The organism is Acidovorax sp. ST3, from assembly GCF_003231145.1.
Lineage (GTDB): Bacteria > Pseudomonadota > Gammaproteobacteria > Burkholderiales > Burkholderiaceae_C > Acidovorax.
Genome location: NZ_QKVP01000006.1, coordinates 393,710 through 418,874, shown reverse-complemented (window position 1 = coordinate 418,874; position 25,165 = coordinate 393,710). Strand labels below are relative to the sequence as shown.

The window sequence follows — 25,165 nt, the reverse complement described above, 5'->3', positions numbered from 1 at the left end:
CCCTCCCCCATACATCCCAAGGAGCACACAGACATGGCCGACCTCAACGCCACCTTCGAAGCCGCCGTGGCCAATTCCAAGAACCTGAGCGAGCGTCCCGACAACGCCACGCTGCTCAAGATCTACGCGCTGTACAAGCAGGCCACCGCTGGCGACAACACCGAGAAGAAGCCCAGCTTCTCCGACATGGTGGGCCGTGCCAAGTGGGACGCCTGGGAAAAGCTCAAGGGCACCAGCGCCGACGAGGCCAAGCAGCAGTATGTGGACCTGATCACCTCGCTGAGCTGATACGGCAGTACCCCAAAGAAAAAGGCGACCGAGGTCGCCTTTTTCTTTGGTTGCCCCGGGGCTATGCCTTAGTCCACCCCTTGGGCAGCCCCGCCTCAGGCGTCATGCCGTAAATGGGCTCGCCCGGCAGCCCCGCCTGCAGCGGCGCGCGCGCGGCCATCAGGCGCTCCAGGTCCACCCCCGTGGTGATGCCCATGGCCTCAAACATGAACACCAGGTCTTCGGTCACCACATTGCCCGACGCGCCCGGCGCATAGGGGCAACCGCCCAGCCCGCCCAGCGACGCATCAAAGGTGCGCACCCCCACGTCGTAGGCCGCCAGGCAGTTGGCCAGGCCCAGGCCTCGGGTGTTGTGCATGTGGGCCGCCCCGGCCTTGGCACCCAGCTCGGCGCGCAAACGCGTGAACAGGCGGCGCACCTGGGCCGGGTTGGCCATGCCGGTGGTGTCCGACAAGCCCACCTCATCGGCGCCCGCCTCCGCACACAGGCCGGCGAGCCAGATCACATCGTCCTCGGGCACCGCGCCTTGCAGCGTGCAGCCAAAGGCGGTGGACAGCCCCACCTCCACCAGCACGCCAGGCGCCTGCGCGTCGCGCAGCTGTGCCACGGCGCGCACCTCTTCGACCATGGCCTCGCGCGTCTTGCGCACGTTGGCCAGCGAATGCGCGGCGCTGGCCGACACCGGCAGCGTGACCTTGTGCACGCCCGCCGCCAGCGCGGCTTCGGCCCCACGCAGGTTGGGCGCCAGCGCCATCACGGTGATGCCGGGGTGGGTGAGCGCGTGGCGCACCACCTCGGCCACATCGGCCATCTGGGGTAGCAGGCGGGCGGGCACGAACGAGCCGACCTCGATCTCCCGCAGGCCCGCCGCCACCAGCGCGTCGATCCAGCGCAGCTTGTGGGTGGTGGGCATGGTGGCCTGGACGGACTGCAGGCCGTCGCGCGGGCCGACTTCGCTGATGAGGATTTCTGGGGACGTCATGGTGCGGGGCAAATCAAGCGGCAGAGGATAGCGCGTGGGCTGCGCCAAACGCAGCCCTGGGCTTTTGAGCAAAGTGGCAATTTTGGCTGGCATACCGGCAAACCGCCCTGCAATAGGCGGCAGTTTGGGCGATTCCCATTGTTTTTGCGCTTCGGGACACTGGCTGCAGACGCATACATCGGCACCCGGAGACCCACACCATGGCTACCCCCCAGCACTTTTCCACCCTGTACCTCAGCGCCCCTGATGTGATCGCGCTGGTGCAGCGCAAGGGCATCGAGGCCTGCCTGCGCGGCATCTCCGACTACATCCATGATGACTTCTTGCGCTGGGGCGCCTTCGACAAATCCGCACGGGTAGCCAGCCACTCGCGCGACGGCGTGATCGAACTCATGCCCATTGCAGATGGGCAGACCTATGCATTCAAGTACGTCAACGGCCACCCCAAGAACACGCGCTGGGGCCTGTCCACGGTGATGGCGTTTGGCGTGCTGGCCGATGTGTCCACGGGCGCGCCGCTGCTGTTGAGCGAACTCACCCTCACCACCGCGCTGCGCACCGCCGCCATGTCGGCCGTGGCCGCACGGGCCTTGGCCCGCCCCGGTGCCCGCACCATGGCGCTGATTGGCAACGGTGCACAGAGCGAGTTCCAGGCGCTGGCCTTTCACCATCTGCTGGGTATCGACTCCCTGCGTTTATTCGACACCGATCCGGCTGCAACGGCCAAGCTGCAGGCCAACCTGCAAGGCACGGTGGGCCTGCGCCCCGTGGCCTGCACCAGCACGGCCGAGGCCGTGCGCGGCGCCGACATCGTGACCACGGTGACGGCCGACAAAACCAACGCCACCATCCTCACGCCCGACCTGCTGGCGCCCGGCATGCACATCAACGCGGTGGGCGGCGACTGCCCCGGCAAGACCGAGCTGCACGCCGACGTGCTGCGCCAGTCCCAGGTGTTTGTGGAATACGGGCCGCAGACGCGTATAGAAGGCGACATCCAGCAACTGCCGCCTGACTTTGCAGTGACCGAGCTGTGGCAAGTGTTGGCGGGCCAGCATGGCGGGCGCGCCAGCGATGCGGCGGTGACGGTGTTCGACTCGGTAGGCTTTGCGCTGGAGGACTTTTCTGCGCTGCGCTTCCTGCGCGACGCGGCGGCCGAGCTGGGCATGGGCCAGCCCATCGAACTCATCCCCCAGCTGTCCGACCCCAAGAACCTGTTTGGGTTGCTGCATACACGCAGTCCCCTGCTGCGCGTTGTGGCCTGACGCCCGTCAGGTCCCGCCTCTCGGCGTCTCAGTCCTTCCACTCCACGCTGCTGGCCGGGTCGGCGCGCGTGGTGCGGAAGTGATTGGCCGGGTGCGCCGGGTCTGCCATGCCGAAAGAGATGCCACAGACGATGCTGCGGTCCTCGCCAATACCCAGCACCTCACGCAGCACGCCGGGGTAGGAGGCCAGCGCGGCCTGCGCGATGGAGCCCACGCCCAGGCTGTGCGCGGCCAGCATGAAGTTGCTCACATACGCACCGCAGTCCACCGCGCCGTACACGCCCAGGGCCTCGTCGCTGCTGATGATGGCCACATGCGGTGCACCAAACATGGTGAAGTTCTGCGCCGCCTGGCGGGCCGAGGCTTCGCGGTCACCCTTGGCAATGCCCAGGGCTTCGTACAGGCCCCAGCCGCATTCGCGCCGCCGCTCCTGGTACACGCCCCGGTACTCGCGCGGCCAGGGCAGGTCGGGCTGGGGTGCCGCGGCGAGCATGTGGGATTGCAGGGCACTGCGCAGGCCCTCCAGCGTGGCACCGCTTGCGATGGTGAGTTGCCAGGGCTGCGCATTGCACCACGAGGCCGTGCGCTGCGCGGCGGCCAGGATGGCCTCGATGGTGCTGCGCGGGAGCGGCTCGGGCAGAAACGCGCGGCAGCTGTAGCGGGTGTGCAGCAGCGTGGAGAGGGTGTAAAACGCCGGGCTGTGGGCGCTGGCCTCGTTCGCGGTGGATGTCATGGCGGGGCCCTTGCGGCTAGGCCTTCTTGGCCTTGGCGGCAGGCTTGGCTGCTGCCTTGGGGGCTGGCTTGCCGGCATCCGTGTCTGCCGCCGCTTTCTTCTTGTCGGTGGCGGGCTTCTTGGCACTGGGGTGCGGTGCATTGAGCAGCGCATCCAGCTGTTCGCCAATCTCGGCCTCGATGCGGTCCTTGAAGGCGCCTAGCAAGAAGCCCAGCTGCGCTTTCATTTCGAACTGGTGGGCATCCACCAGCAGCGTGCCTTTGACGCCGGTGCGGGTGAAGGTGAGCAGGTCTTCCTTCTCGCCCTCTTCGTAGGTGCATTCCATGTCGAACTTTTCTTCGGCCTTCTCGGCCCAGGAGAAGGCGACCTTGCGGGCTTCCTTGAAACCCAGGTGGTGTTCGCGGTGGATATGAATGTCAGGCACCGGCTGTCTCCTTGAGGTGTTGCGGGTCAGGTAAAAGGGCGCGCAGGGCCTCGTGCCGCTCGGGCTGGGGCTGCTGCGTCAGTTGTCGTACGGCATCATAAAACCGGGGCCAGTTGCGGACCTCGCGTTCAAACAAGGCCTCGAATGCAGGCACCAGTTCGTCGTAGGCGGCCTGGGCCGCAAAGCTGGCGTTGTTGGCCTGGGCCACCCAGCGGTCGTAGCCGGCCACCTGGGCGGTTGTGGCCCGGGGCGGCGTGCCGCCGGGCGCGTCCAGCCAGCTTGCGCGCAGCGCGGCATAGTCGTCTCGGAAAGCCTTCATTGCTTCTGTTTTCATAGCATTCAGCGCATGATCCTCTACCGCTTGAAGCTCTTTTTGCTCATAAATGGCCGCCAGGCGGGTGCGTGTGGCCCGGGTGAGCGCGCGGAAGGCGCTGCGCCGCGCCTCGCTGGTGGCATAGGCCTCGCGCGCGGCGGGGGTGGATTGCGTAGCCAGCCACTGCGCCACGCCGATGCGCTCCACCGCTGTGGCAAAGGACTCGTTGAACAGGGTGTCGTTTTGGGCATAGACCACCTGGTGCGCCAGCTCGTGGAACAGCAGGCGCACAAAGTCGCCCTCGGGCCAGGCGATGAAGGTGGACAGCAGCGGGTCGCCCCCCGCCCAGTTCATGTAGCCCAGCGTGGAGTACGCGGGCACGCCGTACACCTCCACCTCCAGGCCCTGTGCGGCCAGCTCGGCGGCCTCGGCCTGCGCTGCGGCCTCGGTGAAATAGCCCCGGTAGCCGATGCAGCCCGTGACCGGAAAGCACCAGGTGTGCAGCGTCAGCGAATAGGGCGGAGCGGCGACTACGTTCCACACGGCGGCGGAGCGCTTCAGGTCAGCATAGCGGCGGTAGCTGGCGTTGTCGGGCAGGCCGAGTTCGGTGACCGCAAAGGCCCGCGCACGTTGCGCCAGCTGCAGCCGCTCGCGCAGGGCGGGCGAGATGTCCTTGCGCACTACCCAGTCGTCAATGGGTTCTGCGGCATGCATGATCTGCATGTGCCCGCGCAGCGATTGCCAGTAGTAGCCCCAAGCGTTGGAGGGGCCGGTGGTGCTGGCGCAGCCGCCCAGCACCAGGCAAAACATCAGGCTGACAGTGGCCCGCAGGCGGTTAAGTGGCTCGCGCATGCAGTGCAGTTTATGGGCAGATCGAGTCCTGTGTGCTTGCCCTGTCAGCAGCCTGGCTGCGGTGGTTTCTAGAATGCCGCGCATGACCCCCCCGACTGCTCAAGATCCTGCTCGCCCACCCGCACTGGCCGACGGCCTGTTTGCTGACGAAGCCGGTTGCCCGCGTTGCTCCTGGTGCCAGGCCACGCCGCTGTACCGCCACTACCACGACACCGAGTGGGGCTTCCCGGTGGCGGACGACCGCCGGCTGTTCGAGAAGATCTGCCTGGAGGGTTTTCAGTCGGGCCTGAGCTGGCTCACCATCCTGAACAAGCGCGAGGGCTTTCGCGCCGCGTTCGCCAACTTCGACGCCGAGCAGGTCGCGGCCTTCGGCCCGGCCGAGGTTGAGCGCCTGGTGCAGGACGCGGCCATCGTGCGCCACCGGGGCAAGATCGAGTCCACCATCAACAACGCGCGCCGGGTGCTGGAGCTGCGGCGCGAGTTCGGCTCGCTGGCGCACTACGCCTGGCGCTACGAGCCCGCCGCCACCGACCGGCCCGAGCGCCTCACGCGCGAAGTGGCGCGCACCCTGTCCACTTCGGCCGCATCCATCGCCATGTCCAAGGACCTGAAAAAGCGCGGCTGGAGTTTTGTGGGTCCGACCACGGTCTACGCCTTCATGCAGGCCATGGGGCTGGTGAATGACCACCTGGAGGGCTGCCATTCGCGCGCCGCAGCACTTGCGGCGCGGAAGGCGTTTGTGGTGCCGCGCGGTTGATCGATTGATTGATGGATCGTTCAGGCCCGCGCCACAGGCCGCAGCAGCCACAGCGCTCCCAACGCAGCCAGGCCCAGCAGTGTGGTGAGCCAGAGAGCGGCGGCGCCAGTGCGGTCCAGGGCCATGCCGAACAGAATGGGGGCAAACGCCTGCGCCACACGGGCGGGCACCATCATCAGGCCCTGGCGCGTGCCGTAGCCCGCAGGGCCAAACAGCACCAGCGGCAGCGTGCCCTTGGCAATGGTCAGGATGCCGTTGCCCGCGCCATGCAGCAGGGTGAACACCGCCGCCGCAGGCCCGCCCAGCACCATCAGCAGGCCCGCGCCCACGGGGTGTGCAGCGGCGGCCAGCTGGGCCGACAGCAGCGGGTGCAGGCGGCGCAGCAAGCCAAACTCCAGCAGGCGCGCTGCCACCTGGGCCGGGCCCACCAGCGCGGCCAGGGCCACTGCCGCCTGCAGCGAAGTGCCGCTGGCCTGCAGCAGGCGCGGCAGGTGGGCCGCCATGGCGGTGCTGGTGAACCAGGTGACGGCAAACACAAACGACAGCAGCACGGTGGTGCGCAGCGGGTGGGCGGCTGCGGACGTGGCGGGTGCCGCCGGTTCCGAGGCGGCCGCCGCAGGCTCATCCGCCGAAGGTGGAGGCGGTTTCTTAGCGGTGTCGGCACGGGGCAGCCAGCCGTTGAGCGGCACGCCCACCAGCAGGTGCAATGCCGCCCAGCCCGCACACGCCCCGCGCCAGCCCCACTGCGTCTCCATCCAGGCCGACAGCGGCCAGCCCACGGTGCTGGCAAACCCCGCAATCAGCGTGATGCCGGTGATGGCGCCGCGTGCGCCCTGGCCATACAGTCGCACCAGCGTGGCAAACGCAGCCTCGTACAGGCCCGAGCCCATGGCGATGCCCATCAACACCCACGCGGCAAACAGGACCACAGGACCTTGCGCCAAGGCCATGCCCGCCAGAGCAGCTGCAAACAACAGGTTGGTGCCCACCAGCACCGGGCGGCCGCCGTGGCGGTCGATGGTCCGGCCCGCGAAAGGCCCGAGCAGCGCCGACACGATGAGCGCCACCGAGAACGCCGCGAACACGGTGGATGTAGCCACGCCCAGGTCGTGCGCCATGGGCGCGGCCAGCATGGCGGGCAGGTAGTAGGACGAGGCCCAGGCCAGGGTCTGGGCCGTGCCCAGGCGCGCCACAGTCCAGCGTTGCGAGACTGCGCTCATGCCGCGCGGTGCGCTACGGCCTGGGTGTGTGCGGTTGCATCAGACACGCTGGCCCTGCGCGTTGATGACGACCTCGCCATCCTCCTTGGTGAAGGCACCTTGCTGCGGCGCAGGCAGGATGTCCAGCACCTTCTCGGACGGGCGACACAGCCGCGTGCCCAGGGGTGTGACCACGATGGGGCGGTTGATGAGGATGGGATGCTGCAGCATCGCATCGATGAGCTGGGCGTCGGTGACGCCCGGTGCGTCCAGCTGCAGCTCGGTGAAGATCGCTTCCTTGGTGCGCACGGCGTTGATCACTGGCTCGCCGGTCGCCGCAATCAGCGCCAGCAGTGTGGCACGGTCGGGTGGGGTTTTCAGGTATTCAATGACCTCGGGCTCCACGCCGCTGTTGCGGATCATGGCGAGGGTGTTGCGGGACGTGCCGCACTTGGGGTTGTGATAGATCGTGATGGTGGTCATGGCGTGCTGGAAAGGATGGGAGCAATGGGCGAAAGTTTGCCACTGCGCCGGGGCCAGCCCGGCAAATTTTCCAGCGCGTTCAGTAGCCGCTGGCCTGCATCGCCCAGCGCGCCGTCGTTGTGCACCTCCAGGCTGGCAGCACCCGGGGGCGGGGTATAGGCCAGCGCGCGCTGCACCCGGGCCTCCACCTCTTCGCGGGTCTCGCGGCCGCGCGACAGCAGGCGCTCGCGCAGCACCTGGGGGCTGGCGGTGATGTGTACAGCCACCAGGTCCGGGAACCGCGCCAGGGCCTCAGGCAGGTAGGCGCGTGAGCCATTGAGCAGCACCCAGTGGCCCTGCTCCAGCGGCGCCAGTTGCGCATGCCGCACGCCGTAACCCAAGCCGTTGGCCTGCCAGTGCAGGGCAAAGGCATGTTCGCTGCACAGCGCTCCAAACGCTTGGGGCGAAACGCTGTCGTGCGCTTCACCGCGGGAGGTCGCTGCACGGCTGATGGTGCGCTGCGCCCAGTGCACGGGGCAAGGCTGGGGCAGGTGCGTGCGTAGCCAGTCCAGCAGGCTGTCCTTGCCCGCTCCCGAGGGGCCCATGCAGTAGATCAGCCGACCGGTGGTCATGCGCCCATCTCCAGGTGGTCTAGCAGCACAAAATCCGCGCCGGGCGTGGGCTCTGCGAACAAGGCGAGGCTGTTGAACTTCAGGATGGGCAGGTCCGAGAAAAATTCCTGTGCGGCCTCGAATACCAGCGACTGCGTGGGTGCGTCTATCTCCGCCAGGCTACCGGTGAGCGACATGTGGAATCGGAACTCGTCCAGCACAAACGGGTAGCCCCATTGCTGCAGCAGCGCGTCCTGCCGGGCGGTGAGCCCCGCTGCACGGCGCCGGGCCAGGTCGTCGTTGGATAGGGGGGCGGCCAGGGGCTGCAGCGCCGTCACGCAGGTGGCGGCGGTCTTCTGAATCTGCGCATTGGCGGGGTGCAGCGCCGGGGGCACCAGCGCCAGAAAGTCGTCGATGCGTTGCACCTGCAGCGGTGGCAGCACAAAGGGTTGCAGCCCGCGTGCCACCTCCTGCACGGCCTGGTGCAGCGTGATCCAGTCGGTGCCGGGCGCCAGCGCAAACGGTGCCTTGAGCGTGGCGTGCCAGCCGTAGCGGCGGGGTGCTGCGGTCAGGCGGTGCAGCGTGTCGGCCGCCACGCCGTCGATGGCAAGCTGTTGCAGCGGCTGCAGCACCGCAGCGCAGCGCCCCAGCCAGTGGCTGCCGGCCAGCCAGCCCAGGCTGCCCGGGTTGGGTGCGAAATAGACTGCATAGCGGTGGTGGGTGGGTGGCATGTCAGGCGTGTTCATCGTGGTCAATGGTCAGTTTCACGCGGTCGCCCGCAAACCAGGCGCGGGCCCATTCGATGGGGGTGCCTTCCAGGTCCACGTTCAGGCTCTCCACCTGCAGCACGGGGCGTGACGTGGGCTGGCGCAGTTGGGCAGCCACTTCGGCGCTGGGCAGCTCGGCGGTGATGCGGCTTTCGCGGCGGGTGTAGTCGGCCACGCCATGGGCGGTGAAGCCTGCGGTGATGGAGCCCGTTTCGCGCACCACGGCCGCCAGGTTCTCAAAGCGGGGCAGGGGGAAGTAGCGCTCGCTGATGTGCAGGGGCTGGCCCTCGGCGTCGCCCCGCACGCGCAGCGCCAGCAGCGGGCTGCGCGCTGGCACTTGCAGCGCCTTGGCCAGCGCCACCGTGGCGCGCGTGGTCTGGGCCTGCAAGACCACCAGGCTGCCACGCAGCCCCGCCTGTGCCAGACCCTGCTGGTGGCGCGTGCGCTTGCCCAGCACCAGGTCCACCGCAAAGTCCTCCACATAGGTGCCGCTGCCCTGCGTGATGCGCACCAGCCCCTGGCTGCACAGGCTGGCGAGCGAGCGGCGGATGGTGTGCCGGTTCACGCCGAACTTCTCGGCCAGTGCGTGCTCCGAGGGCAGGCGCTGGCCCGGCGGGTAGACGCCGCTGCCAATGGCCTCGGCCAGCTCGGCGGCAATGCGCGTCCAGAAGCTGTCGCGCGCAGGGCGCAGTGGCGGTGCTTGCGGGACCTGCAACGGGGTCGTGAGAGAGGTGGTGCTGGCTGTCATGAAACCTACATGCGCGCTCTTTAAGCTGGCGCCAGTTGTTCAATTTGTCTATACAACTTTCAGGGTACCACTTCCATGTTTCAAGCCTTTGACAACCCGGGGCCGGACCGCCCCTTGGGCCGCGCGCAGTGGATGGCGCTGCTGGCCCGGGCACCGCTGGGGCTGCTCGAATCTGCCTTGCATGAGCATGCCACGCGCCCCGCGCGCTGGCTGCGTGCGCCCGAGACAGGTCTGATGATGGTGCAGGGCCGCGCCGGGGGCACGGGCGAGCGCTTCAACCTCGGCGAGGTCACCGTCACGCGCTGCGCTCTGCGCGTGGCTGATGCATCGGACGCGGCAGATGCCACCGTCGGCGTAGCGTACGTGCTGGGCCGCTCGCACCGCCAGGTGCAACTCGCGGCCCTGGCCGATGCGCTGCTGCAAGACCCTGCCCACCAACCGGTGCTGGACGCCCAGCTGCTGGAACCCATCCGCGCCCACCTGCGCACCACCCAGGCCGAGCGCCAGACGCGTGCCGCCAGCACCAAGGTGGACTTCTTCACCGTGGCGCGCGAGAGCGGTACCGACAACAACGAGGACACCGAATGAGCGCGACCCCGATGACCCCAGTGACCCCCTTGGCATCCCTGGGTGCCGGATTTTCGAACGAAGCCTTTGGCAGCCAGGCGGTGTTCCGTGCGGTGCTGCAGGCGCTGTCGCACCCCGGTCGCACGGTGGCCGTGGAACACGACGCGCAGACGCCCGCCGTGGGGCATGCCGCATCGGCGGCCGTGCTGCTGGCGCTGCTCGACAGCGACTGCACGCTGTGGCTCTCGCCAAGGCTTGCGGCCAGTGATGCAGGTGCCTGGCTGCGCTTTCACACGGGGTGCACGTTGGTGGCTGATGCCGCGCAGGCCCGCTTTGTGTGGGTGGCTCAGGGCGACGTAGTACCGCCCCTGGACATTCTCGCTCTGGGTACTGACATCTACCCCGACCAATCCGCGACCTGCGTGATCGATGTATCGCGTGCCGCCACTACGGAGGACGTGAGTGATGCATGGCACTTGCGCGGCCCCGGTATCCAGGACGTGGCGGCTTTGCAGGTGGATGGTTTGCCCGAGGACTTCGAGACTCACTGGGCAGCCAACCATGCAGTGTTTCCACGCGGTGTGGATCTGCTGCTGGCCACTCCAGACCACATCGTAGGCCTGCCACGCACCACGCGGGCAGCGCGCGGTGCCACTGCACTTCAGGAGGCCTGAGCATGTACGTAGCCGTCAAGGGCGGAGAAGCCGCCATTCTCAACAGCTACCAGTTGCTGGCCCGCCAGCGCCGGGGCGATGCGTCGCAGCCCGAACTCTCGGTAGCGCAGATCCGCCAGCAGCTCAAGCTGGCCGTGGACCGGGTGATGACCGAGGGCTCGGTGTACGACCCCGGGCTCGCGGCCCTGGCCATCAAGCAGGCCGCGGGTGACCTGGTGGAAGCCATCTTTCTGTTGCGCGCCTACCGTGCCACGCTGCCGCGCCTGGGTACCACCTGCCCGCTGGACACCAGCCGCATGGCACTGGACCGGCGTATCTCCGCCACCTTCAAGGACCTGCCCGGCGGCCAGGTGCTGGGCCCCACCTACGACTACACGCAGCGCCTGCTGGATTTCAAGCTGCTGGCCGAAGGCACGGTGATACCGGCTGCCGCTGCGGCCGCTGCGGTGCCATCCGGCCCCACGCCGCGTGTGGTGGACCTGCTCAACCAGGAAGGCCTGATCGAAACCCGCCCCGTGCCCCCGGGCGACCCCGCGCCCACGGACCTGACCCGCGAGCCGCTGCGCTTCCCCGCCAACCGGGCCACGCGCCTGCAAAACCTGGCGCGCGGCGACGAGGGCTTTTTGCTTGCCATGGCGTACTCCACGCAGCGCGGCTACTCGCACTCGCACCCGTTTGTGGGCGAGGTGCGCCTGGGCACGGTGGCGGTGGAGATCGAGCCCGAGGAGCTGGGCTTTGCCATCGACATCGGCGACATCGAGATCACCGAGTGCGAGATGGTGAACCAGTTTGCGGGCAGCAAGAGCCAGCCGCCGCAGTTCACGCGCGGCTACGGCCTGGCGTTTGGCCACAGCGAGCGCAAGGCGATGGCCATGAGCCTGGTCGACCGCGCCCTGCGCGCCGATGAGCTGGGCGAGCCGGTGGAGTCCCCCGCGCAGATGCAGGAGTTCGTGCTGGGCCACAGCGACAGCCTGGAGGCCTCGGGCTTCGTGCAGCACCTGAAGCTGCCGCACTACGTGGACTTTCAGTCCGAACTGGAGCTGGTGCGCAAGATGCGCGCCGCAGCCGCCCACCCCACCACCCCTGCCGAGGAGGACGCCACATGAACGCGCCCATGGAACCCGCCGTGATGGGCCTGCCCGCCGACGCCGCGCCGATGGACGGCCACTTCAACTTTGCCTACCTGGACGAGCGCACCAAGCGCATGGTCCGGCGCGCCATCCTCAAGGCCGTGGCCATCCCCGGCTACCAGGTACCGTTTGGCTCGCGCGAAATGCCCCTGCCCTACGGCTGGGGCACAGGCGGCATCCAGGTCACCGCGTCCATCATCGGCCCAGAGGACTGCCTCAAGGTCATCGACCAGGGCTCGGACGACACGGTCAACGCGGTCAACATCCGCCGCTTCTTCGAGCGCACCACGGCCGTGGCGACCACCACCCGCACGCGCGAGGCCACGCTGATCCAGACGCGCCACCGCATCCCCGAGACGCCGCTGGCCGAAGGCCAGGTCATCGTCTACCAGGTGCCGGTGCCCGAGCCCATGCAGCGCCTGGAGCCGCGTGAGACCGAAACGCGCACCCTGCACGGCCTGGCCGAGTACGGGCTCATGCACGTCAAGCTCTACGAAGACATTGCGCGCTACGGCCGTATCGCCACCACGTACGACTACCCGGTGCTGGTCAACGGCCGGTACGTGATGGCGCCATCGCCCATCCCCAAGTTCGACAACCCCAAGATGCACATGAACCCCGCGCTGCAGCTGTTTGGCGCGGGCCGCGAGAAACGCATCTACGCCGTGCCGCCCTACACGCCGGTGGAGAGTCTGGGGTTTGAGGACCACCCCTTTGAAGTGCAGCGCTGGGACGCCGCGTGCGCGCTGTGCGGCGCCACCGACAGCTTTCTGGACGAGGTCATCACCGACGACCAGGGCGGGCGCATGCATGTGTGTTCCGACTCGGACTACTGCCAGGAACGCCAGGCGCAGCAGGCTGAATCGGCGGTGGAACAAGGCGGCGCCGCATGAGCGCCGTGCAGATCCGCGAAGCCCGGCAGGCCGACCTGGAGAGCGTGCTGGCGCTGTATGCCGCCATTGAAGATAGCCCCGCCGACGTGCTGACGCTGGAAGAAGCCCAGGCCGTGTGGGCGCAGTTTGCGCGCTACCCCAGCTACCGCCTGTGGGTCGCTTGCGACCCCGCGCAGCATGGCGTGGTGGTGGGCACTTATGCGCTGCTGGTCATGCACAACCTGGCGCACCGGGGTACGCCCTCGGCCATCGTCGAAGACGTGGTGGTGGCGCAGGACCAGCAGGGCCGAGGCATTGGCCGCCAGATGATGGCCCATGCCATGCAGCAGGCGCGCGATGCGGGTTGCTACAAGCTCGCGCTCTCGTCCAACGCCCGCCGCAAGGGCGCGCATGCCTTCTACGAATCCCTGGGCTTTGCGCAGCATGGCCTGAGCTTTGTTGTCGAGAACCTCCCATGAACTACACCGACTTCGCTGCGCCGCTGCTGAGCGTGCGCAACGTTAGCAAGCGCTATGGCGACCGCGTCGCGCTGCAAGGCGCGTCCTTTGACCTGTGGCCCGGCGAGGTGCTGGCCGTGGTGGGCGAGTCGGGCTCTGGCAAGTCCACGCTGCTCAACGCCATTGCGGCGCGCAGCGCCCCAGACGAAGGCACCGTGCAGTTCCGCCAGCGCAGCGGCGAGCTGCAGGACATCTATGCCATGACCGAAGCCCAGCAGCGGCTGCTGGCCCGCACCGACTGGGGCTTTGTGCACCAGAACGCCGCCGACGGCCTGCGCATGGATGTATCTGCGGGTGCCAACGTGGGCGAGCGCCTGATGGGCCTGGGCGAGCGCCACTACGGCCGCCTGCGCGCCACAGCCATGGAATGGCTGCAGCGTGTGGAGATTGATGCGGCGCGCATCGACGATGCACCGCGCACCTTCTCGGGCGGCATGCGCCAGCGCCTGCAGATTGCACGCAACCTCGTCACGCAGCCCCGCCTGGTGTTTATGGACGAACCCACCTCGGGCCTCGATGTGTCGGTGCAAGCGCGCTTGCTGGACCTGCTGCGCCAGCTCACGCGGCAGATGCAGCTGGCGGCCATTGTGGTCACACACGACCTGGCCGTGGCGCGCCTGCTGGCCCACCGCATGGTGGTCATGCAACGCGGCCGCGTGGTCGAGGCGGGCCTGACCGACCAGGTGCTTGACGACCCGCAACACCCTTACACCCAGCTCCTCGTTTCTTCGGTACTGCAGCCATGAACCAGCGTCCTTCCATTGCGCCCATTCTCCAGATGCAAGGGGTGGCCAAGCGCTTCACCCTGCACCACCAGAACGGCATTGAACTGCCCGTGCTCGCCCAGGTGGACCTGGCCGTGCAGCCGGGCGAGTGCGTGGTGCTTGACGGTCCCTCGGGCATGGGCAAGAGCACGCTGCTCAAGATGATCTACGCCAACTACCGGGCCAATGCCGGCCGCATCACCGTGCGGTCGGCCGATGGCACCGTGGTGGACGTGACGCAGGCCACGCCGCGTGCGCTGGTGCAGCTGCGGCGCGACACCGTGGGCTATGTGAGCCAGTTCTTGCGGGTCATCCCGCGTGTGTCGGCCCTGGATGTGGTGGCCGAGCCGCTGGCCGAAGACGCGGGCGACGACCCAGCGGGCATCGAGGCCGCGCGCCAGGAAGCGCGCCGGTGGCTGACCCGCCTGCGCATCCCCGAGCGGCTGTGGCATCTGCCGCCCGCCACCTTCTCCGGCGGGGAGCAGCAGCGCATCAACATCGCCCGCAACATGATCAAGCCCAAGCCGCTGCTGCTGCTGGACGAGCCGACTGCATCGCTCGACGCGGCCAACACAGAGACCGTGATTGCCATGATCCGCGAGGCCGTGGCGCGCGGCGCGGCCCTGGTGGGCATCTTTCACGACGCGCAGGTGGGTGCCGCTGTGGCCACGCGCCGCGTGAATGTGGGTGACTTCCGGGGGGTATCGGCATGACCGCGACCGTGTTCAAAAACGCCCGCATGGTGCTGCCGGGCGAAGTGGTGTTGGGCAGCCTGCAGGTGGATGCTGGGCGCATCGCGTCGGTGGACGGCGGTGGCACATCGGCGTTGCAGGGCATTGACCTGGGCGGCGACTACCTGCTTCCGGGCCTGGTGGAAATTCACACCGACAACTTCGAGCGCCACCTCATGCCGCGCCCCAAGGTGCAATGGGCCGAGATGCCCGCGCTGCTGGCGCACGACGCCGAGATTGCGGCCGCAGGCATCACCACGGTTCTGGACGCGCTGGGCGTGGGTGAGGCCGATGTGGACAGCTTGCGCGGCAGCGCCTGGAATCGCGTGCTCGACACCATCGACACCTGCACCGAGCGCAACCTGCTGAGGGCCGACCACCACCTGCATGTGCGCTGCGAGCTGCCCGCACCCAATACCATCGACCTGTTCGAGCCGTTTCACGGGCACCCGCGCCTGTCGTTGATCTCGCTGATGGACCACACCCCGGGCCAGCGCCAGTGGGAGAACATCGAGCAGGCGCGCACCTACTACACCGGCAAGAAGGGCTGGAGCGCCGAGAAGTTCGAGCGCCAGGTGGCGCACGCGGCCACGCTGCAGGCGCAGTACGCCGAGCCGCACCGTGCGTACTTCGTGGACTATTGCCGTACGCACGGCATCTCGCTGGCCAGCCACGACGACACCACGGTGGCGCACGTGGAGCAGGCCCATGCCGAAGGGGCTGCGATGTCGGAGTTCCCGACCACGCTGGCTGCGGCCCAGGCTGCGCACGAGCGCGGCTTGCTCACCGTGATGGGCGGGCCCAACGTGGTGCGAGGCGGTTCGCACTCGGGCAATGTGGCGGCGGCCGACCTGGCGCGCAGGGGCTTGCTGGACATCCTCTCGTCCGACTATGTGCCCGGCAGCCTGCTGAGCGCCGTGATGCGGCTGGTACAGGACGACATCCTGCCCCTGCCACAGGCCGTGGCTACCGTCACCCGCAACCCGGCCAAGGCGGCGGGCATGCTGGACCGGGGCGCGCTGGCGCCCGGCCTGCGCGCCGACCTGGTGCAGGTGCACATGGCCGAGCTGCCCGATGGCGGTCGCCAGGCCGTGGTGCGTGGGGTGTGGCGTGAAGGGCAGCGGGTGCTGTAGAGCGCGTGCAAGTCTTTCCTGACATCCAAACTTCTCCCAACTGTCAAAGCACTGTCACGCCCGACCACCACACTCCGGTTGTCTAGACGACTTATTCCGTTTCCAAATCATCCGTGTCGTTGTTGCTTCGCCTTGCCGTGCTACAGCACTGTCTGCGGCTTCGCGCCTAGACACGAATGATTTGGAAACGGAATTAACCCCCTAAGGAGGCTGCCATGACTGCCGCACTGCACATCCACCAACTGAACAAGCATTTCGCCAACGGCAAACACGCCCTGCGCGACATCAACCTCACCGTGCAGCGCGGCGATATGGTGGCGCTGATTGGTGCTTCGGGCTCGGGCAAGTCCACCCTGCTGCGCCACGTGGCGGGCCTGGTGGTGGCCGATGCGTCCAGCGATTCGCTGATCGAGGTGGATGGCCGCTGCGTGCAGCAGGCGGGGCGCATTCACAGCGACATCCGCAAGGTGCGTTCGCAGGTGGGCTTTGTGTTCCAGCAGTTCAATCTGGTGGACCGCTTGCCCGTGCTGATGAACGTGCTGGTGGGCCTGCTGCACCGCACGCCCTGGTGGCGCGGCTGGCTGCGCATGTTCAAGCCGCACGAGCGCGCGCTGGCGCTCGAAGCGTTGCACCGCGTGGGCATTGCCGAGTGCCATGCGCAGCGCGCATCCACTCTGTCAGGCGGGCAACAGCAGGGCGCGGCCATTGCCCGCACGCTGGTGCAGGGCGCCAAGGTGGTGCTGGCCGATGAGCCCATTGCCTCGCTCGACCCCGAGTCCTCTCGCAAGGTCATGGACATCCTGGCGCGCATCAACCGCGAAGACCGTTGCACCGTCATTGTGTCTTTGCACCAGGTGGATGTGGCCATCAAGTATTGCCCGCGCGTGGTGGCTCTGCACCACGGGCAGGTGGTGTACGACGGCCCTTCGGCGGCCCTTACGCCCGCGTTGCTGCGTGGCCTTTACGGCGTGCAGGCCGATGAAATCCTCTCGGATGCATCCGGGGCCCACCCTGCACCTGCGCATGCCCCCATGCCTGCGCCGCAGTGGTCGCCCGCCATGGTGCAGGCCGCTTGATCGGTGATTCGGTTCCCTTCATTTCCTTTCTCTGGAGCTTTCAACATGTTCAAGAAACTGTGTGCTGCCCTGACACTCGGGCTGGGATTGACCACGGGCGCGTGGGCCCAGGACATCAACTTCGGCATGATCTCGACCGAGGCCACGCAAAACCTCAAGGCCGACTGGCAGCCCCTGCTGGACGACATGGCCAAGCAGACGGGCCTGAAGATCAACGCCTTCTTTGCGTCCGACTACGCGGGCCTGATCGAAGCCATGCGCTTCAACAAGATGCAGGTGGCCTGGCTGGGCAACAAGTCGGCCATGGAAGCCGTGGACCGCGCCAACGGCGAAGTCTTTGCACAGATGGTGAATGCCGACGGCACTCAGGGCTACTACTCGCACCTCATCGTGCACAAGGACAGCCCCCTGGCCAGCCTGGACGATGTGCTCAAGAACGGCAAGTCGCTGAGCTTTGGCAATGGCGACCCCAACTCCACCTCGGGCTTCCTGGTGCCCGGCTACTACGCCTTTGCGCAGAACAAGATCGATGCGAAGACGCACTTCAAGATCACGCGCAGCGCCAACCACGAGACCAACGCGCTGGCCGTGGCCAACAAGCAGGTGGATGTGGCCACCAACAACAGCGAGAACCTGGAAAAGATCAAGGAACGCCAGCCCGAGAAGTTCAAGGACATCAAGATCGTCTGGACCTCGCCCCTGATTCCGCTGGACCCGCTGGTGATGCGCAAGGACCTGCCCGAGGCCACCAAGACCAAGATCCGCAACTTCTTCTACAACTACGCCAAGACCGATGCGCGTGAGAAGGAGATCGTGATGAAGATCTCCAAGCTGTCGCGCTTCAAGCCCTCGACCAACGCCCAGCTCACGCCCATCCGTCAGCTCGACCTGTTCGGCAAGCGCAACAAGATCGAGGCCGACGCCACCTTGGCCGATGCCGACAAGAAGACCCGCCTGGCCGAGATCGACCAGCAGCTGGCGTCGCTCAAGTAATCCGCCGCTTGGTGGTTCTGGCCCGGGTGTCCCCATGTCCTCAACATTGAATCCATCTCTGGCCACGCTGGCCAGCACCACGTCGCCCAAGCGCAGCCTGGCCTGGTATCTGTCGTGGGGCATCCTGCTGGTGTTGCTGGCCGCGTCCTGGCAAGGTGCCGACATGCGCCCGCTGGCCCTGTGGAACGACTCGGGCAACATGGTCAGCTACGCAGCGGAGTTCTTTCCGCCCAATTTTGCGCAGTGGCAGATCTATGTGCAGGAGATGCTGGTCACGCTGCAGATCGCGCTGTGGGGCACGGCACTCGCCGTGATCACCGCCGTGCCGCTGGCGCTGCTGGCCTCGTCCAACATCGTGCCCTGGTGGGTGTATCAGCCGGTGCGCCGCGTGCTGGACGCGTGCCGCGCCATCAACGAAATGGTGTTTGCCATGCTGTTCGTGGTGGCCGTGGGCCTGGGGCCGTTTGCGGGCGTGCTGGCGCTGTGGATCCACACCTCGGGCACGCTGGCCAAGCTGTTTTCTGAAGCCGCGGAGGCGATTGACCCGCAGCCCGTGGAGGGCATCCGCTCCACCGGCGCGAGCGCGCTGCACGAGATCATCTACGGCGTGATCCCGCAGGTGATGCCGCTGTGGATCTCTTACACGCTGTACCGCTTTGAAGCCAACGTGCGTTCGGCCTCGGTCGTGGGCATGGTCGGCGCAGGCGGCATTGGCGTGGTGCTGTGGGAAATCATTCGCGGCTTTCAATACGCCGAGACCTGCGCGGTGATGCTCATCATCGTGGTGACGGTGAGCGTGATTGACCTGGTCTCTGCGCGTATTCGTAAAGCGTTGGTCTGACAAGGAAAGACGATGGCATTGAGCCTGGAAGACATTGCCCACCTGCTCGCCACCCGGGGCGTGAATCAATATGGCCGCGAGGCGGTCAGCCAGCTGGAGCATGCCTTGCAGTGCGCGCAGTGGGCCGAAAAGTCGGGCGAGACCCCCGCGACGGTCGCAGCGGCTTTGTTGCACGACCTGGGCCATTTGCTGGCACCCGGGGGCGACACGGCCGAGCAGGACGATCTGCACCAGTACATTGCCATCCCGTTCCTGCGGGGCCTGCTGCCCGACGCGGTGCTGGAGCCCATCCGCCTGCACGTGGATGCCAAGCGCTACCTGTGCACCATGGAGCCGGGGTATTGGGAGACGCTGTCACCCGCATCGCAGCACAGCCTGGTGCTGCAGGGCGGGCCCTTTACGCCCAAAGAGGCGATGCAGTTTGCGGCCCAGCCCTTTGCGCAAGAGGCCATCCGCCTGCGCCGGTATGACGATCATGCCAAGGTGCCGGGGCTCGCCACCCAGCCGCTTCGCTACTACATGGCCGGGTTGGAGCGGCTGGCCCTCGTTCCCGAGGCGGCCTTGGTGCATTGAACGCGCACCCTCAACGGGGGGGAACGTCCGCTTCGGTTTCTGAGCGCGTGCGGCTAGCGCTCAGGTCGGCTTGTTCGCAGGACGGCATTGCGCTGGCTCCAGCCCCAGGTGCTGCTGCATCGCACGGATCATGGTATCCACAGAGCCGAAACCGCTGCGCGCTGCGATCTTCTCCTGAGGCCAGTCGGTCTGGCGCAGCAGCGCCGCAGCGTGCTGCGCACGCACCTGGGCCACGAAGCGGGCAGGCGTGCAATGGGCCTGCGCCGCAAACGCACGAGCGAAGTTGCGGGGGCTCATGTGTGCACGCTGGGCCAAGGCATCTACCGACAGATCCTGGGTCAGATGCCCCTGAATCCAAGCCATCAGCTCGCGCATGCGGACCGATGCATCGGTCTGCGCCAGCAGTGCCGGGCTCAGCTGCGGTGTGGTGTCTGTGCGCAGCGTGAACACCGCCAGATCCCGGGCGATCTGCATGGCCACGGCGCGGCCCAGGTCTTCTTCGATCAGGGCCAGGGCCATGTCCAGCCCTGTGGTTACACCAGCCGACGTCCAGAGCGCGCCGTCGCGCACAAAAATTCGGTCACGCTGTACCTGTGTCCCAGGGCATAACTGGGCGAGCAGATCGCAGGCATTGATGTGGGTCGTCGCCTTGCACCCTTCCAGCAGCCCTGCAGCGGCCAGCGCAAAGGCGCCCGTGCAGACGCTGGCCACCCGCCGTGACCGCTGCGCAGCCTGGGCCAGCCACGCCCCCGCGCCGTCCTCGTAGATCGCGCGGCGCAGGGCGTCCTCCTCACCACCCGCCACGATCAGTGTGTCGATCGAACCGCCCATGGCCTGCATGGGGACGGTGTCGGCCACCGCAAATCCCGCACTGGTGCGCACGGCGCCTCCACGTGGTGAAGCCATGTGAACCCGGTAGGCCCCCGGCACAGCGAGGGTGGCTTTGCTGAATGCACTGGCGGGTGCCGCAATGTCGATGGCCTCCACCCCTTCAAAGGCCAGCAGGACCACTTCGCGGCAAGGGTCGTGGGCAGCGGCCTTGGCAGGAACTGCGGCGGATTTGGCATGGCGCGACATCGTGATGCAACCTAAGCTGGGGCCGGTGAACGTAGTGAATAGTGGATGTCAACAGGAGGCGGGGCGTGGCGATATTGTGGCGTTGGATGGAGGTGGTGAGCATGGGGCTGATCGCCATGGCGGCGTGGACCGCAGGTGCAACCTCGGGGTTCGCGCAGCCTATGGAGGCGCACCAGGGGGCCCAGACCTCTGCGCCGTTCGCGCTGGCCCTGCGCCCCCCGCCGGCCGGGGGCACCGCCCCCGTGATTGCCGTGCTGGCATTGAACGAGGGGACGGAAACCACAGACTTCCTGGTTCCCCATGCCGTGCTGCAGCTGGCCCAGGTGGGCGTGGTGGAGGCCGTGGCCCCACGCGCAGGCGCGGTCACCTTGATGCCCGCGCTGCAAGTGGAGGTGCCACGCAGCTTCGCGGCCTTTGATTCCGTGTATCCGCAGGGGGCAGACATCGTGGTGGTGCCTGCTCTGCATATCGAAGACGACCCGGCGGTACTGGCGTGGCTACAGGCCCAGGCGGCCAAAGGGGCTGTGGGGGTCGGTATCTGCAGCGGGGCCAGGGTGTTGGGCCGGGCGGGGTTGCTGGATGGACGCCGCTTTGCGGGGCACTGGTATGACCGCAGCACCTTGCTGCGGCGCCACGCGGGCGCGGTGCATGTACCCGGGCAGCGTTATGTGGCCGATGGGCCGGTGGTGACTACCACGGGGGTGTCCGCGTCTTTGCCCGTGTCGCTGGCTTTGGTCGAGACGCTGGCGGGTGCCGAGCGGGCGCGCGCCGTGGCGACCGCGCTGGGCATGCCATCCTGGGGCCTTGCACATCGCAGCGAACGGTTCGGCCTGTCGCTTGCGCATGTGGGGACCCTCTCGATCAACACCCTGCTGTTCTGGCGGCATGAGCGCATCGACATCCCCGTGATGGATGGGGTGGACGATGTGGCGCTGGCCCTGGCGGCAGATGCGTGGTCGCGCACCTACCGCTCTCGCGCTGAGGCGGTGAACGCCCTCGCCAGCCCCGTGCACCTGCGCAGCGGCTTGTTGCTGCGGGCTGCGCCGCCTGATGCGTCGGCGACCACGGTCTTGCTGGACAGTGGCATGCACCCTGCCTGTGCGCTGGACCACAGCCTGCAGATGATCGGTCAGCGTTACGGGGCGGCTACGCGCCAGTGGGTCGCCACACAACTGGAATACGAAGACCCCGTGGTGCGCTGTGGGACAGCGGGCCCGTCTCCGTGATTGACTACTCTCTACGCGCCTGGGGCTGGTGTACCCAGGCTACTGCGGTCGTCATCCGCCTTTGTCTGCGTTGACCCACCCCAGGTCCAGCGGCCGGTCCTCGAATTCGGTGTTCAGGACCACGGTGCTCGTGGTGCGCGCCACGCCGGGAATCGCCTTGATCTGGTAGAGCACGTCCTCCAGTCCGCGCGCGTGCGTGGTGCGGATCTTGGCCAGGAAGTCGTGCTCGCCAGCCACGCTGTGCAATTCTTCCACCTGAGGGATAGCGCGCAGGCGCGGCGCAATGTCACGGCAGTGCGCGCCGCCATCGTTGCGGATCGCCACAAACGCGGTGAAGTTCAGCCCGACACGCTCCGGGTCCACGCTGATCGAGAAGCGGCGGATCACGCCCTTGTCCAGCAGCTTCTTCACGCGCTCGTGCACGGCAGCAGTGGACAGTCCCACCTCGGCGCCTACATCGGCGTACGAACGTCGGCCATCCGCGCCCAGTGCCGAAATAATTCTGGCGTCCATGTCATCTGTCTGAATATTTGCTTGCATAGCCGCTTGTTTTTGGTAAAAATTCCGAAAACCTTGCGGTTTCCATAAATTATTCGGTCAGGTGGAGAATATGCCGACAATTTTCAATGCGCAAGCCCGCGCACAACGCAACGGGGCGGTGGCCATGGCACTGCTGCTGGTCTACATCGTCTGGGGCACTACCTATTTCGCCATTGGTATTGCGCTGCAGAGCATGCCGCCACTGCTGATGAATGCCATCCGTTTTTTGTGCGCCGGTAGCGTGATGCTGGTGATTGCGTTGTGGCAAGGCCATGCATTGCCCACGTGGGTGCAATGGCGCAACTCGGCGGTGGTGGGCGGCTGCATGGTGTTTTTGGCCATGAATCTGATGGGCTTTGCGCAAAAGCTTGGCATCGGCTCGGGCCTGATGGCCACGGTGGTCACCACCATGCCCATGTGGCTGGCTTTGTGGTCGCGCTGGGGCGGCGAGCGCGTGCCGTTCACCAGCTGGATCGGCCTGGCGCTGGGCGTGGTGGGAGCCCTGCTGCTGGCGCTGGAGGGCGATTTTTCAGCCACCTGGCTCGGTGCGCTGCTGGCCTTTGGCGCGCCGCTGTGCTGGAGCGTGGGCTCGTATGCCTCGCGCAAGCTGTCGCTGCCCGCGCCCGCCATGGCATCGGCCGCGCAGTGGTTTGCGGGGGGCGCCATGGGGCTGGTGGTGGCGTTGTGGTTCGAGCCTTTGAGCGCCCTGGGCCAGGTCACTGCCAAGTCGTGGGCGGCGTGGGTCTACCTGCTGGTGTTTGGCACGCTGGTAGCGCTCAATGCGTATCTGTGGCTGCTGCAGAACACCTCCGCAGCGCTGGCAGGCAGCTATTCGTTTGTAAACCCTGCAGTGGCTTTGCTGGTGGGCGTGGCGCTGGGGGGAGAATTGTTGACGGGCTGGGTGTTTGCCGCGCTGCCGTTGATTGGAGCAGCGCTGGCGTTCATTCTGTACGGGCAAGCGCTGCAGCGGTGGCTGGAAAAGCTCAGTCCGGGATTACAGCGGTTGCTTCAATCTCGATCTTCGCGCGCTCTTCCATAAGCCCTGCCACCTGCACACAGGCCATGGCCGGAAAGTTCTTGCCCAGCACCTCGCGGTAGACCGCGCCCAGCTCCTTCAGGCGGCTGTTGTATTCGTTGCGGTCCGTCACGTACCAGGTCAGCCGCACCAGATGCTCGGGGCCTGCGCCGCCGGCTTCGAGCACCGCGCGTACGTTCAGCAGTGTCTGCTTGGTCTGGGCAATGAAGTCGTCGCTCTCAAACTGCTGCTGCGCGTTCCAGCCGATCTGGCCGCCGGTAAAGACCATGGTGCCGCGTGCGGCCACGCCGTTGGCGTAACCCTTGGGGGTGACCCAGCCTTCGGGCTGCAAAAGGGTGTTTTTCATCGTCATGTCGTTGTTTTTGTGGGGGAGGGCGATGGCGAGGCGCCTGCACCCTGGCGCAGCTTGAAGCGCTGCAGCTTGCCGGTTTCGGTGCGGGGCAGTGCGGTCACAAACTCCACCACGCGTGGGTATTTGAACGGGGCGATGGTGGCCTTCACGTGGTCCTGCAAGGTCTTGACCATGGCGGCATCGCCCGTGTGCCCGGGCTTCAAGACGCAGATGGCCTTGACCACCATGCCGCGCTCTTCGTCGGGAACGCCGATCACGCCGCACTCGGCCACGGCCGGGTGGCGCAGCAGGGCGTCTTCGACCTCGGGGCCGCCCACGTTGTAGCCCGCGGTGATGATCATGTCGTCGTCGCGCGCCTGGTAGAAGAAGTAGCCGTCGGCGTCTTGCGTGAAGGCGTCGCCGGGGTAGTTCCAGCCGTCCTTCACGTACTTGGCCTGGCGGGGGTCGTCGAGGTACTTGCAACCCGTGGGGCCGATCACGGCCAGTTTGCCCACGGTGCCGCGCGGCAGCTCGTTGCCGTCGTCGTCTACTACCTTCGCGGTGTAGCCGGGCACCACCTTGCCGATGGCGCCGCGCCGGCTCTCACCGCCGGGCGAGGAAATGAAGATGTGGAACATCTCGGTCGCGCCGATGCCGTCCGTCATGTCGATGCCGGTCGCGTCCTTCCACAGCTGGCGCGTGGCGTCCGGCAGGCCCTCGCCCGCGCTCACGCTGATGCGCAGCTGCGGCAGGCCGATCTTCTTGGCGAACGGCGCCATCTGCCGGTAGAACGTGGGCGCGGTGTAGCAGATGGTCACGCCCGCGTCGCGCATCAGGGTGACCATGGTCTCGGGGGTGTAGGGCTGGTCCGGAAAGTACACGCTGGCGCCGGCCCACATGGGGAACACGAGCAGGCCACCCAGGCCGAAGGTGAAGGCCAGGGGCGGCGAGCCCGCCACGATGTCGTCGGGGGTGGCGCGCAGCACGTGGCGTGGCCAGGCCTCGCAGGCGGCCAACACGTCGCGGTGGGTGTGCACCGCCGCCTTGGGTGCGCCCGTAGTGCCCGAGGTGAAGGCCATGAGCGCGATGTCGTCGGCCGATGTGGGGCAGGGCGGCGTGGTGCCCGGCTTGGCCTGGGCGCGCTGGATCAGGTCGGCTGGATCGGGTGCGGTGTGGAACGGCACGATGCTCGCCAGCACCGGCTGTTGCGTCAGCGCAGCCTGCAGCTCGGCCAGCAGGCGGCCGTCGCACAGCGCCAGCGTGGGCTGGGCGCGTTCGATGATGCTGGCCAGTTCGCCCGCGCGCAGCAGCGGCATGGTGGCCACTGCCACCATGCCGGCATAGACAGTGCCCAGCCAGGCCAGCGCCATCTCCACCGTGTTGCCGCCGCGCAGCAGCACGCGGTTGCCGGGCACCAGGCCGTGGTCCTGCGTGAGCACCTCGGCAATGCGCGCGGCTTCGGTGCGGGCGTCGCGGTAGGTGTAGGTGCGGTGCGGGCCGCGCAGCAGGGGGCGGTCGATGTGGCCAGCGCGCTCGGCCTGGTCGAAGAGGGCGTGCACGAGGTTGGCCTGGTCTGCGATCTGCAGCTCGGGCAGGTCATAGCGCAGCGTGGGCCAGGCCTCAGGCGGTGGCAGACGGTCGCGCACGAAATGGTCGGGCTGGGCGGAGGGGGCTTTCATGCG

General features: G+C 67.2%; 30 protein-coding genes. 17 read left to right on the top strand and 13 right to left on the bottom strand.

Features of this window, described 5'->3' with window-relative positions; all coding sequences use genetic code 11:
• Nucleotides 1–33: 33 nt before the first annotated feature.
• Entirely contained in the window at nt 34–288 is a 255-nt protein-coding gene (locus DNK89_RS20670) for an acyl-CoA-binding protein (protein WP_060985084.1), read from the top strand.
• 61 nt (nt 289–349) lie between these two features.
• Here DNK89_RS20670 and DNK89_RS20665 read toward each other — a convergent pair whose 3' ends face one another.
• Complete coding sequence (locus DNK89_RS20665) at nt 350–1,270, bottom strand: hydroxymethylglutaryl-CoA lyase (RefSeq protein WP_110961718.1); 921 nt, start codon at nt 1,268–1,270, stop codon at nt 350–352.
• A gap of 200 nt (nt 1,271–1,470) precedes the next feature.
• On the opposite strand from DNK89_RS20665, the gene DNK89_RS20660 reads away from it, so the two are divergent.
• The gene (locus DNK89_RS20660; RefSeq protein WP_110961636.1) at nt 1,471–2,535 is read left to right on the top strand and encodes an ornithine cyclodeaminase; all 1,065 of its coding nucleotides are present in this window, start codon (nt 1,471–1,473) and stop codon (nt 2,533–2,535) included.
• 28 nt (nt 2,536–2,563) lie between these two features.
• Here the strand turns inward: DNK89_RS20660 and DNK89_RS20655 are convergent, their stop codons facing one another.
• The 3 genes from DNK89_RS20655 to DNK89_RS20645 are packed head-to-tail and all read right to left on the bottom strand — an operon-like array spanning nt 2,564 to nt 4,857.
• Nucleotides 2,564–3,268 carry a nitroreductase gene (locus DNK89_RS20655; RefSeq protein WP_110961635.1) on the bottom strand — a complete coding sequence of 235 codons (705 nt, stop codon included), beginning with the start codon at nt 3,266–3,268 and terminating at the stop codon, nt 2,564–2,566.
• A 16-nt stretch (nt 3,269–3,284) separates the two neighbouring features.
• The gene (locus DNK89_RS20650) at nt 3,285–3,692 is read right to left on the bottom strand and encodes a polyhydroxyalkanoic acid system family protein (RefSeq protein WP_110961634.1); all 408 of its coding nucleotides are present in this window, start codon (nt 3,690–3,692) and stop codon (nt 3,285–3,287) included.
• Nucleotides 3,685–4,857, bottom strand: coding sequence for an aminopeptidase (locus DNK89_RS20645; protein WP_110961633.1), 1,173 nt, complete (start codon nt 4,855–4,857; stop codon nt 3,685–3,687). Before DNK89_RS20645 ends, DNK89_RS20650 begins: the two co-directional genes overlap by 8 nt.
• A gap of 82 nt (nt 4,858–4,939) precedes the next feature.
• Here DNK89_RS20645 and DNK89_RS20640 point away from each other — a divergent pair, with 82 nt between their 5' ends.
• Nucleotides 4,940–5,614 carry a DNA-3-methyladenine glycosylase I gene (locus DNK89_RS20640; RefSeq protein WP_110961717.1) on the top strand — a complete coding sequence of 225 codons (675 nt, stop codon included), beginning with the start codon at nt 4,940–4,942 and terminating at the stop codon, nt 5,612–5,614.
• A 20-nt stretch (nt 5,615–5,634) separates the two neighbouring features.
• Here the strand turns inward: DNK89_RS20640 and DNK89_RS20635 are convergent, their stop codons facing one another.
• Genes DNK89_RS20635 through phnF form a run of 5 tightly spaced genes read right to left on the bottom strand, consistent with a single transcriptional unit; the run spans nt 5,635 to nt 9,401 of the window.
• On the bottom strand, nt 5,635–6,834 hold the full coding sequence (locus tag DNK89_RS20635; protein WP_110961632.1) for an MFS transporter: 1,200 nt from the start codon (nt 6,832–6,834) through the stop codon (nt 5,635–5,637).
• Between the two features lie 39 nt (nt 6,835–6,873).
• On the bottom strand, nt 6,874–7,296 hold the full coding sequence (arsC, locus tag DNK89_RS20630; RefSeq protein WP_110961631.1) for an arsenate reductase (glutaredoxin): 423 nt from the start codon (nt 7,294–7,296) through the stop codon (nt 6,874–6,876).
• Nucleotides 7,293–7,907: a phosphonate metabolism protein/1,5-bisphosphokinase (PRPP-forming) PhnN gene (gene phnN, locus DNK89_RS20625; RefSeq protein ID WP_110961630.1), complete on the bottom strand. Its 615-nt coding sequence runs from the start codon at nt 7,905–7,907 to the stop codon at nt 7,293–7,295. The genes arsC and phnN overlap by 4 nt, the downstream gene beginning before the upstream one ends.
• Complete coding sequence (locus DNK89_RS20620; protein ID WP_110961629.1) at nt 7,904–8,632, bottom strand: DUF1045 domain-containing protein; 729 nt, start codon at nt 8,630–8,632, stop codon at nt 7,904–7,906. The genes phnN and DNK89_RS20620 overlap by 4 nt, the downstream gene beginning before the upstream one ends.
• Nucleotides 8,619–9,401 carry a phosphonate metabolism transcriptional regulator PhnF gene (phnF, locus tag DNK89_RS20615; protein ID WP_110961628.1) on the bottom strand — a complete coding sequence of 261 codons (783 nt, stop codon included), beginning with the start codon at nt 9,399–9,401 and terminating at the stop codon, nt 8,619–8,621. Before phnF ends, DNK89_RS20620 begins: the two co-directional genes overlap by 14 nt.
• A 75-nt stretch (nt 9,402–9,476) precedes the next feature.
• On the opposite strand from phnF, the gene phnG reads away from it, so the two are divergent.
• The 12 genes from phnG (at nt 9,477) to DNK89_RS20555 (ending at nt 19,273) form a co-directional block, all read left to right on the top strand.
• Nucleotides 9,477–9,989 carry a phosphonate C-P lyase system protein PhnG gene (gene phnG, locus DNK89_RS20610; protein ID WP_110961627.1) on the top strand — a complete coding sequence of 171 codons (513 nt, stop codon included), beginning with the start codon at nt 9,477–9,479 and terminating at the stop codon, nt 9,987–9,989.
• A complete protein-coding gene (gene phnH, locus DNK89_RS20605) occupies nt 9,986–10,642 on the top strand; it encodes a phosphonate C-P lyase system protein PhnH (protein WP_238990881.1) in 657 nt (218 codons plus the stop codon). The genes phnG and phnH overlap by 4 nt, the downstream gene beginning before the upstream one ends.
• Nucleotides 10,643–10,644: 2 nt before the next feature.
• The gene (locus DNK89_RS20600; RefSeq protein ID WP_110961625.1) at nt 10,645–11,748 is read left to right on the top strand and encodes a carbon-phosphorus lyase complex subunit PhnI; all 1,104 of its coding nucleotides are present in this window, start codon (nt 10,645–10,647) and stop codon (nt 11,746–11,748) included.
• A complete protein-coding gene (locus DNK89_RS20595) occupies nt 11,745–12,665 on the top strand; it encodes an alpha-D-ribose 1-methylphosphonate 5-phosphate C-P-lyase PhnJ (protein ID WP_110961624.1) in 921 nt (306 codons plus the stop codon). Before DNK89_RS20600 ends, DNK89_RS20595 begins: the two co-directional genes overlap by 4 nt.
• Nucleotides 12,662–13,123: a GNAT family N-acetyltransferase gene (locus DNK89_RS20590; protein ID WP_110961623.1), complete on the top strand. Its 462-nt coding sequence runs from the start codon at nt 12,662–12,664 to the stop codon at nt 13,121–13,123. Before DNK89_RS20595 ends, DNK89_RS20590 begins: the two co-directional genes overlap by 4 nt.
• Entirely contained in the window at nt 13,120–13,908 is a 789-nt protein-coding gene (gene phnK / locus DNK89_RS20585) for a phosphonate C-P lyase system protein PhnK (protein WP_110961622.1), read from the top strand. Before DNK89_RS20590 ends, phnK begins: the two co-directional genes overlap by 4 nt.
• A complete protein-coding gene (gene phnL, locus DNK89_RS20580; protein ID WP_110961621.1) occupies nt 13,905–14,639 on the top strand; it encodes a phosphonate C-P lyase system protein PhnL in 735 nt (244 codons plus the stop codon). Before phnK ends, phnL begins: the two co-directional genes overlap by 4 nt.
• Nucleotides 14,636–15,790 (top strand): alpha-D-ribose 1-methylphosphonate 5-triphosphate diphosphatase, encoded by a 1,155-nt coding sequence (locus DNK89_RS20575; RefSeq protein ID WP_110961620.1) that lies wholly within the window; start codon nt 14,636–14,638, stop codon nt 15,788–15,790. The genes phnL and DNK89_RS20575 overlap by 4 nt, the downstream gene beginning before the upstream one ends.
• 215 nt (nt 15,791–16,005) lie before the next feature.
• Nucleotides 16,006–16,866, top strand: a complete 861-nt coding sequence (gene phnC / locus DNK89_RS20570) for a phosphonate ABC transporter ATP-binding protein (protein WP_110961619.1) — start codon at nt 16,006–16,008, stop codon at nt 16,864–16,866.
• A 45-nt stretch (nt 16,867–16,911) separates the two neighbouring features.
• Nucleotides 16,912–17,859: a phosphonate ABC transporter substrate-binding protein gene (gene phnD, locus DNK89_RS20565; RefSeq protein WP_110961618.1), complete on the top strand. Its 948-nt coding sequence runs from the start codon at nt 16,912–16,914 to the stop codon at nt 17,857–17,859.
• Between the two features lie 34 nt (nt 17,860–17,893).
• Complete coding sequence (phnE, locus tag DNK89_RS20560) at nt 17,894–18,700, top strand: phosphonate ABC transporter, permease protein PhnE (RefSeq protein WP_110961617.1); 807 nt, start codon at nt 17,894–17,896, stop codon at nt 18,698–18,700.
• A 12-nt stretch (nt 18,701–18,712) separates the two neighbouring features.
• Nucleotides 18,713–19,273 (top strand): phosphonate degradation HD-domain oxygenase, encoded by a 561-nt coding sequence (locus DNK89_RS20555; RefSeq protein WP_110961616.1) that lies wholly within the window; start codon nt 18,713–18,715, stop codon nt 19,271–19,273.
• Nucleotides 19,274–19,333: 60 nt separating this feature from the next.
• On the opposite strand, the gene DNK89_RS20550 is transcribed toward DNK89_RS20555, so the two are convergent.
• Nucleotides 19,334–20,350: a GlxA family transcriptional regulator gene (locus DNK89_RS20550; protein ID WP_203422393.1), complete on the bottom strand. Its 1,017-nt coding sequence runs from the start codon at nt 20,348–20,350 to the stop codon at nt 19,334–19,336.
• Between the two features lie 65 nt (nt 20,351–20,415).
• Here DNK89_RS20550 and DNK89_RS20545 point away from each other — a divergent pair, with 65 nt between their 5' ends.
• Entirely contained in the window at nt 20,416–21,576 is a 1,161-nt protein-coding gene (locus DNK89_RS20545) for a DJ-1/PfpI family protein (RefSeq protein ID WP_153064309.1), read from the top strand.
• Between the two features lie 51 nt (nt 21,577–21,627).
• Here the strand turns inward: DNK89_RS20545 and DNK89_RS20540 are convergent, their stop codons facing one another.
• On the bottom strand, nt 21,628–22,089 hold the full coding sequence (locus DNK89_RS20540; RefSeq protein ID WP_015012335.1) for an Lrp/AsnC family transcriptional regulator: 462 nt from the start codon (nt 22,087–22,089) through the stop codon (nt 21,628–21,630).
• A 97-nt stretch (nt 22,090–22,186) separates the two neighbouring features.
• Here DNK89_RS20540 and DNK89_RS20535 point away from each other — a divergent pair, with 97 nt between their 5' ends.
• Nucleotides 22,187–23,155, top strand: coding sequence for an EamA family transporter (locus DNK89_RS20535; protein WP_110961614.1), 969 nt, complete (start codon nt 22,187–22,189; stop codon nt 23,153–23,155).
• On the opposite strand, the gene DNK89_RS20530 is transcribed toward DNK89_RS20535, so the two are convergent.
• Entirely contained in the window at nt 23,100–23,498 is a 399-nt protein-coding gene (locus tag DNK89_RS20530) for a RidA family protein (RefSeq protein WP_015012337.1), read from the bottom strand. The genes DNK89_RS20535 and DNK89_RS20530 overlap by 56 nt on opposite strands.
• Nucleotides 23,499–23,500: 2 nt before the next feature.
• Nucleotides 23,501–25,162: an AMP-binding protein gene (locus DNK89_RS20525; protein ID WP_110961613.1), complete on the bottom strand. Its 1,662-nt coding sequence runs from the start codon at nt 25,160–25,162 to the stop codon at nt 23,501–23,503.
• Between the last annotated feature and the right edge of the window lie 3 nt (nt 25,163–25,165).

Bases quoted from the DNA above. Each gene is read 5' to 3' on its own strand.
- DNK89_RS20525 (WP_110961613.1), bottom strand. From the start codon at position 25,162: ATGAAAGCCCCCTCCGCCCAGCCCGACCATTTCGTGCGCGACCGTCTG.
- DNK89_RS20535 (WP_110961614.1), top strand. From the start codon at position 22,187: ATGCCGACAATTTTCAATGCGCAAGCCCGCGCACAACGCAACGGGGCG.
- DNK89_RS20655 (WP_110961635.1), bottom strand. From the start codon at position 3,268: ATGACATCCACCGCGAACGAGGCCAGCGCCCACAGCCCGGCGTTTTAC.
- phnD (WP_110961618.1), top strand. From the start codon at position 16,912: ATGTTCAAGAAACTGTGTGCTGCCCTGACACTCGGGCTGGGATTGACC.
- DNK89_RS20590 (WP_110961623.1), top strand. From the start codon at position 12,662: ATGAGCGCCGTGCAGATCCGCGAAGCCCGGCAGGCCGACCTGGAGAGC.
- phnH (WP_238990881.1), top strand. From the start codon at position 9,986: ATGAGCGCGACCCCGATGACCCCAGTGACCCCCTTGGCATCCCTGGGT.
- phnE (WP_110961617.1), top strand. From the start codon at position 17,894: ATGTCCTCAACATTGAATCCATCTCTGGCCACGCTGGCCAGCACCACG.
- DNK89_RS20670 (WP_060985084.1), top strand. From the start codon at position 34: ATGGCCGACCTCAACGCCACCTTCGAAGCCGCCGTGGCCAATTCCAAG.
- DNK89_RS20640 (WP_110961717.1), top strand. From the start codon at position 4,940: ATGACCCCCCCGACTGCTCAAGATCCTGCTCGCCCACCCGCACTGGCC.
- DNK89_RS20645 (WP_110961633.1), bottom strand. From the start codon at position 4,857: ATGCGCGAGCCACTTAACCGCCTGCGGGCCACTGTCAGCCTGATGTTT.
- DNK89_RS20660 (WP_110961636.1), top strand. From the start codon at position 1,471: ATGGCTACCCCCCAGCACTTTTCCACCCTGTACCTCAGCGCCCCTGAT.
- DNK89_RS20595 (WP_110961624.1), top strand. From the start codon at position 11,745: ATGAACGCGCCCATGGAACCCGCCGTGATGGGCCTGCCCGCCGACGCC.
- DNK89_RS20550 (WP_203422393.1), bottom strand. From the start codon at position 20,350: ATGTCGCGCCATGCCAAATCCGCCGCAGTTCCTGCCAAGGCCGCTGCC.
- DNK89_RS20530 (WP_015012337.1), bottom strand. From the start codon at position 23,498: ATGAAAAACACCCTTTTGCAGCCCGAAGGCTGGGTCACCCCCAAGGGT.
- DNK89_RS20620 (WP_110961629.1), bottom strand. From the start codon at position 8,632: ATGAACACGCCTGACATGCCACCCACCCACCACCGCTATGCAGTCTAT.
- phnG (WP_110961627.1), top strand. From the start codon at position 9,477: ATGTTTCAAGCCTTTGACAACCCGGGGCCGGACCGCCCCTTGGGCCGC.
- arsC (WP_110961631.1), bottom strand. From the start codon at position 7,296: ATGACCACCATCACGATCTATCACAACCCCAAGTGCGGCACGTCCCGC.
- phnK (WP_110961622.1), top strand. From the start codon at position 13,120: ATGAACTACACCGACTTCGCTGCGCCGCTGCTGAGCGTGCGCAACGTT.
- phnC (WP_110961619.1), top strand. From the start codon at position 16,006: ATGACTGCCGCACTGCACATCCACCAACTGAACAAGCATTTCGCCAAC.
- phnL (WP_110961621.1), top strand. From the start codon at position 13,905: ATGAACCAGCGTCCTTCCATTGCGCCCATTCTCCAGATGCAAGGGGTG.
- DNK89_RS20600 (WP_110961625.1), top strand. From the start codon at position 10,645: ATGTACGTAGCCGTCAAGGGCGGAGAAGCCGCCATTCTCAACAGCTAC.
- DNK89_RS20635 (WP_110961632.1), bottom strand. From the start codon at position 6,834: ATGAGCGCAGTCTCGCAACGCTGGACTGTGGCGCGCCTGGGCACGGCC.
- phnF (WP_110961628.1), bottom strand. From the start codon at position 9,401: ATGACAGCCAGCACCACCTCTCTCACGACCCCGTTGCAGGTCCCGCAA.
- DNK89_RS20555 (WP_110961616.1), top strand. From the start codon at position 18,713: ATGGCATTGAGCCTGGAAGACATTGCCCACCTGCTCGCCACCCGGGGC.
- DNK89_RS20540 (WP_015012335.1), bottom strand. From the start codon at position 22,089: ATGGACGCCAGAATTATTTCGGCACTGGGCGCGGATGGCCGACGTTCG.
- DNK89_RS20665 (WP_110961718.1), bottom strand. From the start codon at position 1,270: ATGACGTCCCCAGAAATCCTCATCAGCGAAGTCGGCCCGCGCGACGGC.
- phnN (WP_110961630.1), bottom strand. From the start codon at position 7,907: ATGACCACCGGTCGGCTGATCTACTGCATGGGCCCCTCGGGAGCGGGC.
- DNK89_RS20575 (WP_110961620.1), top strand. From the start codon at position 14,636: ATGACCGCGACCGTGTTCAAAAACGCCCGCATGGTGCTGCCGGGCGAA.